Source organism: Caulobacter henricii, from assembly GCF_001414055.1.
Taxonomy (GTDB): Bacteria; Pseudomonadota; Alphaproteobacteria; order Caulobacterales; family Caulobacteraceae; genus Caulobacter; species Caulobacter henricii.
In genome coordinates, this window is record NZ_CP013002.1 from 94,482 (window position 1) to 107,081 (window position 12,600).

A 12,600-nucleotide genomic window follows, 5' to 3' on the forward strand; every position below is an offset into this window, starting at 1 on the left:
GTGCTGATACAGATTCCGCAGTGGTGAAGCTTGGTCCCGCGCGCTATCATGGAACTGCTCGGCGGGGCTCCGCGTTCACCGGGCTGACAAACTGGCCGCCCGCCTTACGGGCCGCGTCAAGAACCGGAGATGACCATGCCTGCTGATGCGCTGAAGACCGCCGCCAAGGACGCCGAGAAGGTGAAGAGCGCAGCCGCTGCAGGCGTCGAACACGCTGAACAGAGCTTCGTCGAGGCCGCTGCTGCGGCCAAGGCCTCGCTGGCCGAAGCCGCCAAGCGCGTTGAAAAGTCGGTCGCCGAAGGCCTGGATACCCTGCGCGCCCAGAGCCGTACCTATTCCGACACCGCCGGCCAGCAACTGGACGACGCCCAGCGCTATGTCACCGAGCGGGTGCGTGAACGTCCCCTGACCGCCACCCTGGCCGGTCTCGGCGTGGGCGTGCTGATCGGGCTGCTGCTCGCCGGCAACCGCAACAGCAACCGGTGATTTTCGAAAAGACCCTGATGACGCTTGCAGCGGCGGCGGCCATAGCGGCCGCGGCCGCCGTCGGCGTATTCGCTGCCGCCTTCGCGCTCTATGCGGTCGTCGAGACCTGGCTGGGGCCGGCAGGAGCCGCCGCCGTGGTGGCGGCCGTGGCCGCCCTGATCGTGGCGGTCGCCGGCCTGCTGGCGGCCCGCAAGGCCGAGCATCGCCAGGCACCCCCGGCCGGCGCGACGCCGGACGCCTTCAGCTTCGCGGAAAAGGTCGTTGACGTGGTCAAGGACCGGCCCCTGCTGTCGCTCGGCGCGGCCCTGGCGGCCGGTGTCTTCGCGCTGAAAAATCCGACCCTGACGGCGGCCGTTGCCAAGGCCTTCATGGAAACCCGGCAACCGCCCCGCTAGATCCCCGTTCGGCGTTCCCATCCTCCCCCTCCCCCCTCCAGGGAACGCCTTCCCATGGAGTAAACATGTATAAGCTGCCCGAGCTTCCCTATGCCTATGAGGCACTGGAGCCGATCGTTTCGGCCAACACCCTCCACTTCCACCACGACAAGCACCATGCGGCCTATGTGACGGCGCTGAACGGCCTGCTGGACGGAAACGACCAGGGCAATCTGGAGGCCGTCATCCGCGCCGCCGGGCTGGGCAAGGTGTTCAACAATGCCGCCCAGGCCTGGAACCACGCCTTTTTCTGGGACGCCATGAGCCCGGACAAGACCGCGCCCGGTGCAGACCTGGCGGCGGCGATCAGCCAGACCTTTGGCGACATGGCCGGCCTGAAGACCGCCTTCGTCACCGAGGGTGTCGGCCATTTCGCTTCGGGCTGGGTCTGGCTGGTCGTCGAAGGCGGCACCCTGAAGATCATCTCGACCCATGATGCGGCCACCACCGTGACCCAGGACGGCGTGACCCCGCTGCTGGTCTGCGACGTCTGGGAGCACGCCTACTATCTGGACCACCAGAACAATCGGAAGGGCTTCCTCGAAGCCTGGTTCGACAGCATGGCCAACTGGTCCCTCGCCGACCGACAGTTCGCGGCGGCCAAGGGCGAGGGCGAGGCCTGGGCCTATCCGGCTCCGCAATAGCCCAACAGACGGCGACGGCGCGGCCCCCGGGTCGCGCCGTTTTGCGGGTCAGGCCGCCGGCCGTCGATCAAAGGCCCAGCTGCGCCAGACCGTGAAATCCGCCTTGCCGAAGGCCAGGGCCGTCACGCGGATTTCGCTAGGATCGATCTCGATCAGGTTGAAGCTGGGCGGCACGCCCCGCTCGCGCAGGGACAGGGTACCGGACACCACGGCCAGGGTCCGGCCATCGCCGAACGGATAGGGTGCCGCGAAGGGCGTATGGATATGGCCCGACAGCACCAGATCGGCACCGGCCGCCGTCAGGTGGCGGGCGGCGCGGCGACCACCGTGCACCTCACTGCTCATCGGCTCGCCGGTCAGTTCCATCAGGGGATGATGGCAGACGACAATCCGGACATCCCCCGCCGCTGTGGCCAGCCGGCCTTCGAGGTGGCGGATCTGGCGGACCGAGATCGCGCCCTTGGACCAGTTCCAGCGCAGCTGTGCGCGGCGGGCAGTATTGACGCCGAAGACCGACAGGCCCGGCGTCTGCCAGACGGCACCGTCGGCGATCCCGAACCGGGCCTCATAGCGCCGCCAGGGCGTGATCAGGCGCTCGACCAGCTCGCCGGGACCGGCATAGGGGGTGTCATGATTGCCCGGCGTAGCGAACAGGGGGCCGGGCGCGCGGTCCAGCCAGGCCCGGGCGGCGGCGAACTCCGTCTTCGCGCCGTCGCGGGTCAGGTCACCGGCCACCACCAGCAGGTCGGGCTTCTCCTGGTGAAACCAGGCGAGGGCCGCCTCGACCGCCGCCGGGTTCTCGCCGCCGAAATGCAGGTCCGACACCTGGATGATCCTGAAGGTCCTGGTCACGCGGGCAGGGACACGGCCCGGAAGGCCCTGGGGCGAAAGCGGATCTGGACCTCGGAGGGCAGCCGGATCGGCTCGCCGTCCAGAATGGCGGGGATCTGACCGGCGGCCCACACCCGTCCCACCCGGCAGCGCTCGACCCTGACCGAGGGATCATCGCGCCAGTCGCCGGTCAGGGCACTGAAGCCCAGGCGAAAGGCCTCGATGGCATTGGCCGGATCCAGGGCCGCCGCCTCCAGGGCCCGTTCGTCCTCGTCCAGGCCCAAGGAGACCAGGGGACACATCAGGGTCAGGGCCTCGGTCTTCTGTCGGGGCCGGCCATCCAGGGAAAAGCGCAACCGGCCGGAAAAGGCCCGCCGAAAGGCGCGCTGGGCCCGTTGCAGGGTCAGACCCAGCTTGCCCGCCCGAGCCGCCTCGCGGGCGTCGGCCCACAGGGCCGGGCTGCCGAGGATCGCCGCCACAAAGAACAGGTGCCCGTCGACCTCGCCGCCGGAGACCATGCGCGGCGTCCCTTCGGCCAGGCAGGCCGCCATGGCCTCGGGCCAGGAGCGGTCGCCATAGAAGGCGCGCGGCAGCATGTTCATGGTCCCGCCGGGCAGGGGGGCGATGGGCGGACCGTCCGGCCCCGACAGTTCGGCCGCCGCCCGCGCCGTGCCGTCGCCGGCGATCAGATAGATCGCGTCCGGGCCGGAATCGATTACCTCGCGCAGACAGGCCAGCAGGTCGTCGCCGGGCACATGCACCGACCCGGCCACGCCATGGTCGGCCAGGATGCGCTCGGCGATGGCCGGCGCATCGGTCCCGACGGAGCCGGCCGCGACATTGGCGATGATCTCGATGCGCTGCATGGCTGCTCCGTTGCAAGGCCCCGGTCTCTAACGGCCAAGCTTTGCAGGGGTTCCTGCCAAAGAGGGCTGGCTCCGTGCGCCGCAGGGCTGCCGGACGGTCGGAACAGGTGTGGGGGGTGCGGAGGCAGCAGGCCAGCTTGCGCTGACCTCAAGTCGGGGGGGCGTCGCCGCCTCCGCATCATCAAAACGCGATGGCGGAAGCCTGGTTCCCCAAACGGTCACTTTTTCCGGGCGGGGGAACGCGGCTCGGACAAGGCCGCCCGTCCAGCCCGGCCACGGAACAGGGCGGGGCTGCGAACGTTGTCTGGGTGACGGTCAACCGGGCCGTTGGTGAAGCAAGAGAGCGTATCGTGACCAGTCGCGACCGGGCCGAACAGGGCGGGATGATTTTTTACACGCTGCCGACCCGACGCCAGAGAGCGGCCAGAACCCGCTTCCTGGCGCTGATGGTGATCGCGGCCATGGCGCTGTCGGCCGGGGTTATCCAGGCCTTCAATTCGCGACCGCCGCCGGTCGAGATCCTCGCCTTTGCCCCGACCTAATGACAGTAACAAGGAGTACCCCATGACTGCCGAGATTCAACCAAGTCCGCCCCGCCTCAACGCCACCCGGGCGCGACAGGGCCGCTGGGGACAGCACATCTTCTGGATCCTGGTCGTCTCGACCGTCCTGGCGGCCCTCGCCCTGTTCGGGGCATGGGGCTTCCGCGCCGATGATCTGGCGTCGGTCGAACACAACAACGGCGTCAAGAGCCCGGCCGAGGCCCAACGCTATGACACGCCGCAAAGCGCGGCGCGCCAGAGACCTGCCGGCTGAGTCCGGCCCGATCGCCTCTTCCCGGTCACCAACGGCTCGCCTCGCGGGTGGCCGTTGGTGACATCGGGATCAGGCGGCCTTGCGGCTGCGGCGGGGATGGAAGAACAGCGCCTGGCCGATCGCCGCCTTCACCGTCTCCGGCTGGAAGGGCTTGGTGATCAGGAAGGTGGGTTCCGGCCGCTCACCGGTCAGCAGGCGCTCGGGGAAGGCCGTGATGAAGATCACCGGCACGTCGAGACGGGCCAGGATGTCCTTGACTGCGTCGATGCCGGACGAGCCGTCGGCCAGCTGGATGTCGGCCAGGACCAGGCCCGGCATCTGGCGCGACACGGCCTCCAGAGCTTCACTGCGGGTGGCGGCGATATCAGTGACCTCATGGCCCAGTTCGCGCACCAGGGCCTCGATGTCCGCGGCGATCACCGGTTCGTCTTCGATGATCAGCACGGTGGTGGCCAGTTCGGCGTCGATCTCGGTCTGGGCCTCCGAGATGAGGCGCTCGACGTCGCCGAAGGCGCAGCCGAGAATCTGGGCGGCCTCGGTCGGGGTGAAGCCTTCCAGGGCGGTGAGCAGGAAGGCCTGGCGCGAGCGCGGCGCGATCCGCATCAGCCGCTGTGAGGCGTCATCGGCGGGCGAGGCGCGATCGTCCTGGCGGGCCTCAAGCTGGGCACCGGTCGACAGCCAGATCGCGTGGAAGACGTGATAGAGCGCGACGCGGGGCGACAGGCCTGCGTCCAGCGAGCGGTCGCCGGAGGCCAGGGCCTCAAGCGCGACCCGGACATAGTGATCGCCGGTGGCCTGGTCGCCGGTCAGGGCGCGGGCGTAGCGACGAATATAAGGCAGATGCGGTGCCAGCCGGGCAAGCAGACTCATGACCCCTCCCGATGCGGTGTCGTCGTAAAGAATGCGAAGTCATGACCAAGCTGGGCCATTCCAACCCGACTAGAACGCGGTCTTGGGAAGCCGGTTCCGCCTTTTGTGGAATTTTGCCAATCTAGGGCCAAGCTTGTGGAACCCGATACGGAAACTCGCGTTGTCGTCTGGCAGGACCATAATCGGCCAAAGGGGGCGGACACCGCAGGTTTGCGGTGTCGTCGAGGACATGATCGAACACGTACCCATGGAAGATCACCGCATGCGCGGCACCGCGCTGGACGAAACGCGCCTGCGCCAGCAGGCCATCGGCGTGAAGCTGCGCCAGATGTTCGACGAGGTCGTCAATGAGGCGGTCCCGGACGAATTCCTCGAGATCCTGCGAAAGGCAGACCAGCCGGCCGGCGAGCCATGAGCCCGCCGGACACCGAAGCCCAGGTCGGTCGCTCGCCCTTTGACCCGCCGCGCGATCAGGCCTTCAAGCGCGAGCTGGTGAAGCTGATTCCCCATCTGCGGGCCTTTGCCCGGACCCTGACCGGGGATCCGACCGCTGCCGACGACCTGGCCCAGGACGCCATGATGAAGGCCTGGGACGCGCGGGCCAGCTTCCAGCTGGGCACCAATATGAAGGCCTGGACCTTCATGATCCTGCGCAACCAGTTCTATTCCGAAAAGCGGCGGTCCTGGCGTCAGAGCCAGCTGGACCAGGAAGCCGCCGAGCGGACCCTGGTGGCGGTCGATGACCCGGAGGCCCCGGTCGCCCTGGACGAACTGCGTCTGAGCCTGGCCATGCTGCCGGCCGAGCAGCGGGAAGCCCTGATCCTGGTCGGGGCCGGTGGCTTTGCCTATGAAGAGGCCGCCGCGATCTGCGGCTGCGCGGTGGGCACGGTCAAAAGCCGGGTGAGCCGGGCCCGTCGGGCGTTGCAGGCCATTCTCGAGGCCGGGGCCTATGATCGCGACGGCCGATCGGCGGGCGAGGCCATGGGTTCGATCCTGGCCGATGCGGAGCGCCTGAGCTCCCTGCGGTGAGAGCCTTTCGTCGCCCGGGCGCGGAGGCTGTAAACTCGATCCGCGTGCGGCTGGCGGTGGCCCTGTTTATCGCCCTGCTGCCGGTGCTGTTGCTGGGCGGACTGCAATCGGTCTTTGCCTTTCGGGCCGAGGCGGATCTGCGCCGGCAAAGCCTGGAACTGGCCGCCGGCCGCAGTGCGGCCATTGCCCGGGCCCGGATCGAGGCGGCCGGGGTTCTGCTCCAGACCCTGGGTCCCGGCTCGGTGGGCCTGGAATGCGCCCAGCGCCTGGCCGATGTGCGCAAGCGCCTGCCGGGCTATGCCAATCTGGTGCGGTTCGACGCCCGGGGCCGGGTGGTCTGCGCCGCCGGAACCACGCCCCTCGACCGCCAGAGGGCCGGACGGATCTGGTTCCGCGAACTGGCGGCCGGTTCCAGCCTGGTGGTGGCCAGTTCGCCGGGTGCTGTCTATGCGACCGAACCGTCTGTGGTCGCCGCCGTGCGAGCCGATGGACCGGACCGCCGGTTCGACGGGGCCATGGTCGCGGTCCTGACCCTGCGCAGCCTGCGTCTCGAAACGGCGAACCGCTTCATGCCCGAAGGGGCCGAGATCGCCCTGGCCGACTCGCATGGGGCGGTGTTTGCCTCCACCGAGGCCGGGGCCTTCGACACGCCGCCCCAGGGCTGGCGGGAGACGGCCTATCAGCGCGGGGCGGTCCAGTGGTCCGGCCAGGATCGTCAGAACCGCCGCCGGGTCTATTCCGCCGCGCCCCTGACCGAGAGCGGGGTTTTTGTCCTGCTGTCGGCCCCCTCGCCAGGCCTGCTGTCCTGGACCTGGATCAATCCGATCTCGCGCCTGATCTTGCCCCTGCTCGCCTTTGGCCTCGCCCTGGGGGCGGTGCTCTATGCCGCCGAGCGCGCGGTGATCCGCTGGATCGTCTATTTGCAGCGGGTGGCCGCCATCTATGCCCGGGGGCGTTTCACCGTTCGGCCCCTGCAGGCCAAGCGGGCCCCGCCCGAGATCCGCGAACTGGCCGCCACCCTCGACGACATGGCCGCGGCCATCGTCGCTCGGGATGCCTCGCTGATGGACAGCCTGGCCGAGAAGGACGCGCTGATGCGCGAGATCCATCACCGGGTGAAGAACAACCTGCAGATCATCACCTCCCTGCTCAACCTGCAGCAGCGCGCCCTGGCTGATCCGGCCGCCCGGGCGGCGATGAACGACACCCGCCAGCGGATTACCGCCCTGGCCCAGATATATCGGGCCCTCTATCACGGGCCCAATCTGAAGCAGGTGGACCTGCGCGCCTTTCTCGAGGAGCTGACGGCGCAGTTGCTGATCGGCGAGCGGTCCGGGACCGGCTGCGTGCACACCCGGGTCCATGCCGACCCCCTGGTCATCGATCCCGATCGCCTGGCCCCCATTGCCCTCTTTGCCGTCGAGGCGATCTCCAACGCCCGGAAACATGCCTTCGCCGACCGGGGCGGGACCCTGTCGGTGCATTTCGTCGTGCGCGGCGAAGAGGCCGAACTGTCGATCGGCGACGACGGCCCCGGCCTGCTGGAAGGGCTGGGCGAGGGGGTTGGCCGTACCCTGATGACCGCCTTTGCCCGTCAGCTTCGCGGCCAGGTCAGTTTTGAAGCCAGCCCCGGGGGCGGCCTGCTCGTCCGCCTGGTCTTCCCGACGCCGCAGCTTCCGGCCCAGTCCGGAACCTAGCGTCACCGGGGGCGTTGTCAGGGGCGACACTAGGTCCCAGGCCCAAACGGGCCAGTCCACCGGAGAACATCATGCGCAAGTTCATCATCCTGGCCGCTCTCGCCGCCAGCCTGTCGGTCGCTGCCTGCAATACCGTCGAAGGCGCCGGCAAGGATGTCTCATCGGCCGGCAAGGCGGTCACCGACATGGCCAAAGACGCCAAGAACTAGGACCTCCGCGTCCGGGACACGATCAGGCTCGCAACGCCCCGGGGCGTTGCGGGCCTTTTTTCTGGGATGAACCGGCCTCAGGCCGCCGCTTCGGCCTGGTGGTCGGACCGGCGGACAAAGACCCCGGCCTGGTCTGAAGCTTCGAACAGCTCTGTGGCGGCGAAGGGCAAGGCATCGTCCGGGCCCAGCACCAGGACCCCGTCATCGGCCAGGCGCGCGGTCAGGCTTTCGATGATCCGGCCATGATACGAGGGCTCAAGGCCGTCCAGCACATGGCGCAGCAGGATCACATCGAACCGGCCGAGGGCGGACAGGTCGCTGAGCAGGTTGATCCGCTTCCAGCGCACGGACTGACGAATGCGCGGCGAGATCTCCCAGGTGTCGTCCTGGTTGGCGAAGTGCTTGACCAGCTGGGCGATGGGCAGGCCGCGCTGGACCTCGAACTGGGTGTAGAGGCCGCTCTGGGCCTTTTCCAGGCAGCGTTCCGACAGGTCGGAGCCGAAGAATTCGAATTTCGCGCCTGGCTCGACATCGCGGCAGTCACCGGCCGCCATGGCCAGGGAATAGACCTCCTGGCCAGTCGAACAGGCAGCGCTCCACAGCCGGATCGGCTGGTCGCGACGGGCTCTGGACAGGGTCGGGAGCACCGTGTCGCGCAGATGGGCAAAGACCGCGCGGTCGCGGAAGAACTGGGTCTCGTTGAAGGTCAGGGCCTCGATGACCGCCCAGATCAGGCGCTCCTCGCGTTTGCTGCGCAGGGTGGCCATCAGGGCATCGATCGAATCGAAGCCTTCGCGGCGAGCCAGGGGAGCCAGGCGGCTTTCGACCACATAGGTCTTGTCGACATCGATGTGGAGGCCGGCGCGGGCGCGGCCGAGGGCGGCCAGGAGTTCCATGTCTTCGGACGTCACAGCAGGCCCGCCTCGGCGAACTTCGCCGCGATGATCTCGCCGTCAAACGGCTTCATGATATATTCGTTGGCTCCGGCCTCAAGGGCCGTGCGGATATGGTCGACGTCGTTCTCGACCGTGCAGAACACCACGGTCGGGGTGTCGCCACCCGGCTCGTTGCGCAGCTGGCGCAGGAATTCGATGCCGTTCATCACCGGCATGTTCCAGTCGAGCAGGACAGCATCAGGCATGGCGGCGCGACACCACGCGAGGGCCTCCATGCCATCGGCGGCCTCGGCGATCTCAAAGCCGATGTCCTCGAGGACTCGGCGGGCAACCTTGCGGATCACCCGGCTGTCGTCGACCACCAGACAGGTCTTCACGGCATGCTCCAATCCCAGACGCCCATCGTCGGGCGCCGAGGTTAAGGAGCGGTGAGCATGAGCCCCGAAAGGCGCGCTAGCCTGTGGATCAGGGTCAGGCCGGGACCCAGCAGGCCAGGCTGATGCGATCCTCGGCCGCCTCGACGGCGACCTGGCCGCCCGCGGCCCGCACCAGGGCGTGCAGATAGGCCGCCTGCACCCAGGGTCCGCCGAGCCCTTCGGTCAGGGCCTCGCCGCGCAGGCCGGCCAGGACCTCGGGCCGCAGGCGGGCGCGGTTGCCGACGGCGTCGGCGGTGATCAGGAACCGGCCCTCGGCCGTGATCCCCTTCAGGGTGGCGATGCCACCGGCCGGCAGGGCGCTGGCGGCCAGCTGGGCGATATTGAGCACCGCCCGGGCCGCAGCCTTGTTGATCGCCTGGGATTCGATGGCCCAGACCATCTGGGGCCGCACATGGTCGAACACGCCCTGGGCCAGTTTTTCGAGCTCGCGCGAGTCGAAGGCCTCCGCCGAGGCCGAGGCCCCGAAGGCGACGCGGCAGAACTGCAGCAGGTCGGCCAGCTTGCGGGCCGAGGAGGAGATCAGGCTCATGGCGTCTTCGCGCATGTCCTGGGCCGAAGGGTCTTCGAGCAGGTCGAGGCCCGAGACGATGGCGCTGGCCGGACTGATGAAGTCGTGACACAGGCGGGCGGCCAGCATGGCGGCGAAGTCCGGCCCGTTGACGTCAACGGTCGTGGTCGGGGCGGGCTCGAGGGGCGTGTCGGTCATGGGGCCGGAGTTTGGCGTGATTTGAGGCTTTGGCAAACCGGTCGCGCGGCTTATCAGGGCTGCGTCATGGATCCGTTTCTCGAGCCTGGCGTCCTGGTACGCCACCCTGACCAGCCCGACTGGGGCCTGGGACAGGTGCAGTCGGTGATCGGCCATCGCGTGACCGTCAATTTCGAAGACGCCGGCAAGCAGACGATCGACGCCCAGCGCGTGACCCTCGTCTATGTCGGCGACGACCCCAGAGGGTCGTGATGAGAGGAAGTTTTATGGCCGCGTCCGACCTGTCACCCGCCGACCTGCCCCTTGCGGACTGGGGCCGGGCGCTCGCCCTGATCTGCGAGGAGGCCGCGACGGTCATCCTGCCGTTCTGGCAGACGGAGCTGAATGTCGAGCACAAGGCCGATTCCAGCCCGGTGACCGAGGCCGACAAGGCCGGCGAGATCCTGATCCTCAAGCGGCTGGCCGAGGTCTTCCCCGGCGTGCCGACGGTGTCGGAAGAGCATGCCAGCGAATATGGCGCGCCGGAGGATATCGGCCCGCGCTTCTTCCTGGTCGATCCCGTTGACGGCACCAAGGCCTTCGTGCGCGGTGATCCTAGCTTTACGGTCAATATCGGCCTGATCGAGAACGGTGTGCCGGTGGCGGGGGCGATCGTGGCCCCGGCCACGGGCGAAGCCTGGTTCACCACCGCCGACGGGGTGCTCAAGCGCCAGGCTCCTGGCGGTGCTGACGCCCCGGTCCAGGTCCGCCCCTGGCCGCAGGGCGCGGCCGTGGCCCTGGTCAGCCATACGATGAAGCCGGAACGCGCCGCGGAACTGGCGGCCCAGTACGGTTTTGACCTGCGCACGCCGATGGACAGCTCGATCAAGATGTGTCGCATCGCCGAGGGATCGGCTGACATCTATCCGCGCCATGGTCCGACCATGGAATGGGATACGGCGGCCGGCCACGCGATCCTGGTCGCGGCCGGCGGCCGGTTCACCGCACCGGACGGCGAGGCCTTTGTTTATGGCAAGGCCGACCAGGGATTCCGCAACGGCTGGTTCGTGGCGCGGGGTAAATAACAGCCCTCTCCTTATGGGAGAGGGTCTTCTATTCGCGACTCCGTCGTCAGGATGGTCCCGGCGGAGGCGGCGATGATGCAGCCTATGGCCAGCCATTGCAGCGGGGCCAGGCGTTCGCCCAGCAGGGCCAGGCCGGCCAGGGCTCCGACCGCCGGTTCGGCGCTGAGCATGACGCCGAAGCTGCGCTTGGGGATGCCCTTCATGGCGATCATTTCCAGGGAGTAGGGGATGGCACTCGACAGCACCGCCACCATCAGTCCCATCAGCAGCCAGCGCGGATGGAACAGCTCGGCGCCGGCGCTGACCAGGCCGACGGGCACGACGATCAGGGCCGCCGTGCTCATGCCCAGGGCCACGGTACGGCCCGCATGCAGATGGCCGGTGCGCTTGCCCAGCACGATATAAAGCGCCCACATCACCGCCGCCGCCCCGGCAAAGCCGACCCCGACCGGGTCCAGGCTGCCGGCTCCGGCCTTCAGGGGCAGAAGCAGCAGCAGGCCCAGGACCGCCAGGCTGATCCAGACGAAATGGATGAGCTTGCGCGAATACAGCAGGGCCAGACCCAGGGGCCCGGTGAACTCGATGGCGATGGCCAGGCCCAGGGGGATGGTCCGCAGCGACATGTAGAAGCAGAGGTTCATCAGACCGATGACCGCGCCATAGAGCGCCACCGTCTTCAGGTCGGTCCGGGTCAGGGGGTGGCGCCAGGGCCGCCAGAGCGCCAGCAGCACCAGGGCGGAGAAACCGACCCGGTAGGCCGTGGTGCCCGTGGCCCCGATGGCGGGAAACAGCTGCTTGGCGAAGGAGGTCCCGACGCACAGCGTCACGATCGCCCCGAACAGGGCGGCATAGGGGGTGATGGATTTGAGGGTCAGCCCGGACATGGGCCGTTCTTAGGGAACCTGGGGCGGTGGTTCCAGTCAGCAGATCCTCCCCTTCTGGGGGAGGTGGCCCAAAGGGCCGGAGGGGGCTAGCGCGGCCTTCGCCCAACTGGCCCCCTCCGTCGCCTTTGGCGACACCTCCCCCTGAGGGGGAGGAGCTTTCTCAATCGCTACTTTTTCATCCAGCCGCCGTCGAGCGGCTTCCAGTAGTAGCCCGGGGCCAGGCGGCTGTAGAGTTGCTTGGCGGTGGCCTGGCCAGCGGCTTCGGGGGTCACGCCGGTGCGGGCGGCGATCTCCTTGTAGGCGGCGGCACGGCCGATATTGATCTCGGCGACCGAGGCGCGCAGGGCGTCGTCGCCCCCGGCCACGATACCGAGATAGCCGTCGGCCTGTTCACCCACCACGCCGGCCGCCTTGGCGGCGTCAACAGTGGCCTTGGCGGCGGAGGACTGGGCCAGGACGGCGCCTGTGCCCAGAGCGGACAGGGTCAGGCCCAGGGCCAGAACCGTCAGTGTCTTGCGCATCATCTCGGGTCCAGTCCTAGAACAGGTTGGGGTTTTGCTGGATCAGGCTCTGGACTTCCTTGTCCAGGCGCACCCGGACGTCGGCGTCCAGCTTGGCGTAGATATTGATCGGGTCGACCTTGACGCGGATCGTCGGCGTGCAGGCGGCCAGCGCCCCTGTCGCGATCAGGCCCAATAGCAGGGCGCGCTTCTTCATGCGGGTGTCTCCAA

The 12,600-nt window shown here is 68.4% G+C and carries 20 protein-coding genes; 11 read left to right on the top strand and 9 right to left on the bottom strand.

The annotated features are described in order from the left end of the window. Positions 1–129: 129 nt before the first annotated feature. From AQ619_RS00405 to AQ619_RS00415, 3 genes are all read left to right on the top strand, one after another. On the top strand, positions 130–486 hold the full coding sequence (locus tag AQ619_RS00405; RefSeq protein WP_236849506.1) for a hypothetical protein: 357 nt from the start codon (positions 130–132) through the stop codon (positions 484–486). A 17-nt stretch (positions 487–503) separates the two neighbouring features. After that, positions 504–881 carry a hypothetical protein gene (locus tag AQ619_RS00410; RefSeq protein ID WP_166504100.1) on the top strand — a complete coding sequence of 126 codons (378 nt, stop codon included), beginning with the start codon at positions 504–506 and terminating at the stop codon, positions 879–881. A gap of 65 nt (positions 882–946) precedes the next feature. Further along, a complete protein-coding gene (locus tag AQ619_RS00415; RefSeq protein ID WP_062142715.1) occupies positions 947–1,564 on the top strand; it encodes a superoxide dismutase in 618 nt (205 codons plus the stop codon). Positions 1,565–1,612: 48 nt separating this feature from the next. On the opposite strand, the gene AQ619_RS00420 is transcribed toward AQ619_RS00415, so the two are convergent. Continuing rightward, positions 1,613–2,416 (bottom strand): metallophosphoesterase family protein, encoded by an 804-nt coding sequence (locus AQ619_RS00420; RefSeq protein WP_062142718.1) that lies wholly within the window; start codon positions 2,414–2,416, stop codon positions 1,613–1,615. Beyond that, positions 2,413–3,261 (bottom strand): diacylglycerol/lipid kinase family protein, encoded by an 849-nt coding sequence (locus tag AQ619_RS00425; protein ID WP_062142721.1) that lies wholly within the window; start codon positions 3,259–3,261, stop codon positions 2,413–2,415. Before AQ619_RS00425 ends, AQ619_RS00420 begins: the two co-directional genes overlap by 4 nt. Positions 3,262–3,611: 350 nt before the next feature. On the opposite strand from AQ619_RS00425, the gene AQ619_RS00430 reads away from it, so the two are divergent. Continuing rightward, positions 3,612–3,803, top strand: a complete 192-nt coding sequence (locus AQ619_RS00430; RefSeq protein ID WP_062142724.1) for a hypothetical protein — start codon at positions 3,612–3,614, stop codon at positions 3,801–3,803. Positions 3,804–3,825: 22 nt separating this feature from the next. Continuing rightward, positions 3,826–4,077: a hypothetical protein gene (locus AQ619_RS00435; protein ID WP_062142728.1), complete on the top strand. Its 252-nt coding sequence runs from the start codon at positions 3,826–3,828 to the stop codon at positions 4,075–4,077. Positions 4,078–4,146: 69 nt separating this feature from the next. Here the strand turns inward: AQ619_RS00435 and phyR are convergent, their stop codons facing one another. After that, positions 4,147–4,947 carry an anti-anti sigma factor/receiver protein PhyR gene (gene phyR / locus AQ619_RS00440; protein ID WP_062142731.1) on the bottom strand — a complete coding sequence of 267 codons (801 nt, stop codon included), beginning with the start codon at positions 4,945–4,947 and terminating at the stop codon, positions 4,147–4,149. A gap of 229 nt (positions 4,948–5,176) precedes the next feature. Between phyR and nepR the strand changes: the two genes are divergently transcribed. The 4 genes from nepR (at position 5,177) to AQ619_RS00460 (ending at position 7,882) form a co-directional block, all read left to right on the top strand. After that, positions 5,177–5,362, top strand: a complete 186-nt coding sequence (nepR, locus tag AQ619_RS00445; RefSeq protein ID WP_062142734.1) for an anti-sigma T factor NepR — start codon at positions 5,177–5,179, stop codon at positions 5,360–5,362. Next, positions 5,359–5,976: a sigma-70 family RNA polymerase sigma factor gene (locus AQ619_RS00450; RefSeq protein ID WP_062142737.1), complete on the top strand. Its 618-nt coding sequence runs from the start codon at positions 5,359–5,361 to the stop codon at positions 5,974–5,976. The genes nepR and AQ619_RS00450 overlap by 4 nt, the downstream gene beginning before the upstream one ends. Then, positions 5,973–7,673, top strand: coding sequence for a sensor histidine kinase PhyK (phyK, locus tag AQ619_RS00455; protein WP_062142740.1), 1,701 nt, complete (start codon positions 5,973–5,975; stop codon positions 7,671–7,673). Before AQ619_RS00450 ends, phyK begins: the two co-directional genes overlap by 4 nt. A 68-nt stretch (positions 7,674–7,741) precedes the next feature. Beyond that, positions 7,742–7,882, top strand: coding sequence for an entericidin A/B family lipoprotein (locus tag AQ619_RS00460; protein WP_084746162.1), 141 nt, complete (start codon positions 7,742–7,744; stop codon positions 7,880–7,882). Positions 7,883–7,959: 77 nt separating this feature from the next. On the opposite strand, the gene AQ619_RS00465 is transcribed toward AQ619_RS00460, so the two are convergent. From AQ619_RS00465 to chpT, 3 genes are all read right to left on the bottom strand, one after another. Further along, complete coding sequence (locus AQ619_RS00465; protein ID WP_062142748.1) at positions 7,960–8,793, bottom strand: CheR family methyltransferase; 834 nt, start codon at positions 8,791–8,793, stop codon at positions 7,960–7,962. Next, on the bottom strand, positions 8,790–9,167 hold the full coding sequence (locus tag AQ619_RS00470) for a response regulator (RefSeq protein ID WP_166504101.1): 378 nt from the start codon (positions 9,165–9,167) through the stop codon (positions 8,790–8,792). Before AQ619_RS00470 ends, AQ619_RS00465 begins: the two co-directional genes overlap by 4 nt. 82 nt (positions 9,168–9,249) lie before the next feature. Continuing rightward, a complete protein-coding gene (gene chpT / locus AQ619_RS00475) occupies positions 9,250–9,921 on the bottom strand; it encodes a histidine phosphotransferase ChpT (protein WP_062142751.1) in 672 nt (223 codons plus the stop codon). Between the two features lie 66 nt (positions 9,922–9,987). Between chpT and AQ619_RS00480 the strand changes: the two genes are divergently transcribed. Together AQ619_RS00480 and cysQ are read left to right on the top strand one after the other, a co-directional pair. Further along, a complete protein-coding gene (locus AQ619_RS00480; protein WP_062142754.1) occupies positions 9,988–10,173 on the top strand; it encodes a DUF3553 domain-containing protein in 186 nt (61 codons plus the stop codon). Positions 10,174–10,187: 14 nt separating this feature from the next. Further along, complete coding sequence (cysQ, locus tag AQ619_RS00485) at positions 10,188–10,985, top strand: 3'(2'),5'-bisphosphate nucleotidase CysQ (protein WP_062142757.1); 798 nt, start codon at positions 10,188–10,190, stop codon at positions 10,983–10,985. Positions 10,986–10,996: 11 nt separating this feature from the next. Here the strand turns inward: cysQ and AQ619_RS00490 are convergent, their stop codons facing one another. From AQ619_RS00490 to AQ619_RS00500, 3 genes are all read right to left on the bottom strand, one after another. Then, positions 10,997–11,869, bottom strand: coding sequence for an EamA family transporter (locus AQ619_RS00490; RefSeq protein WP_062142760.1), 873 nt, complete (start codon positions 11,867–11,869; stop codon positions 10,997–10,999). 167 nt (positions 11,870–12,036) lie between these two features. Further along, positions 12,037–12,393: a YdbL family probable chaperone protein gene (locus AQ619_RS00495; RefSeq protein WP_062142763.1), complete on the bottom strand. Its 357-nt coding sequence runs from the start codon at positions 12,391–12,393 to the stop codon at positions 12,037–12,039. 13 nt (positions 12,394–12,406) lie between these two features. Continuing rightward, the gene (locus AQ619_RS00500; RefSeq protein ID WP_062142766.1) at positions 12,407–12,586 is read right to left on the bottom strand and encodes a YnbE family lipoprotein; all 180 of its coding nucleotides are present in this window, start codon (positions 12,584–12,586) and stop codon (positions 12,407–12,409) included. Between the last annotated feature and the right edge of the window lie 14 nt (positions 12,587–12,600).

Coding starts and splice junctions, on each gene's coding strand:
- AQ619_RS00405 (WP_236849506.1), top strand. CDS start 130: ATGACCATGCCTGCTGATGCGCTGAAGACCGCCGCCAAGGACGCCGAG.
- AQ619_RS00410 (WP_166504100.1), top strand. CDS start 504: ATGACGCTTGCAGCGGCGGCGGCCATAGCGGCCGCGGCCGCCGTCGGC.
- AQ619_RS00415 (WP_062142715.1), top strand. CDS start 947: ATGTATAAGCTGCCCGAGCTTCCCTATGCCTATGAGGCACTGGAGCCG.
- AQ619_RS00425 (WP_062142721.1), bottom strand. CDS start 3,261: ATGCAGCGCATCGAGATCATCGCCAATGTCGCGGCCGGCTCCGTCGGG.
- AQ619_RS00435 (WP_062142728.1), top strand. CDS start 3,826: ATGACTGCCGAGATTCAACCAAGTCCGCCCCGCCTCAACGCCACCCGG.
- phyR (WP_062142731.1), bottom strand. CDS start 4,947: ATGAGTCTGCTTGCCCGGCTGGCACCGCATCTGCCTTATATTCGTCGC.
- nepR (WP_062142734.1), top strand. CDS start 5,177: ATGATCGAACACGTACCCATGGAAGATCACCGCATGCGCGGCACCGCG.
- AQ619_RS00450 (WP_062142737.1), top strand. CDS start 5,359: ATGAGCCCGCCGGACACCGAAGCCCAGGTCGGTCGCTCGCCCTTTGAC.
- chpT (WP_062142751.1), bottom strand. CDS start 9,921: ATGACCGACACGCCCCTCGAGCCCGCCCCGACCACGACCGTTGACGTC.
- AQ619_RS00480 (WP_062142754.1), top strand. CDS start 9,988: ATGGATCCGTTTCTCGAGCCTGGCGTCCTGGTACGCCACCCTGACCAG.
- cysQ (WP_062142757.1), top strand. CDS start 10,188: ATGGCCGCGTCCGACCTGTCACCCGCCGACCTGCCCCTTGCGGACTGG.
- AQ619_RS00490 (WP_062142760.1), bottom strand. CDS start 11,869: ATGTCCGGGCTGACCCTCAAATCCATCACCCCCTATGCCGCCCTGTTC.
- AQ619_RS00495 (WP_062142763.1), bottom strand. CDS start 12,393: ATGATGCGCAAGACACTGACGGTTCTGGCCCTGGGCCTGACCCTGTCC.
- AQ619_RS00500 (WP_062142766.1), bottom strand. CDS start 12,586: ATGAAGAAGCGCGCCCTGCTATTGGGCCTGATCGCGACAGGGGCGCTG.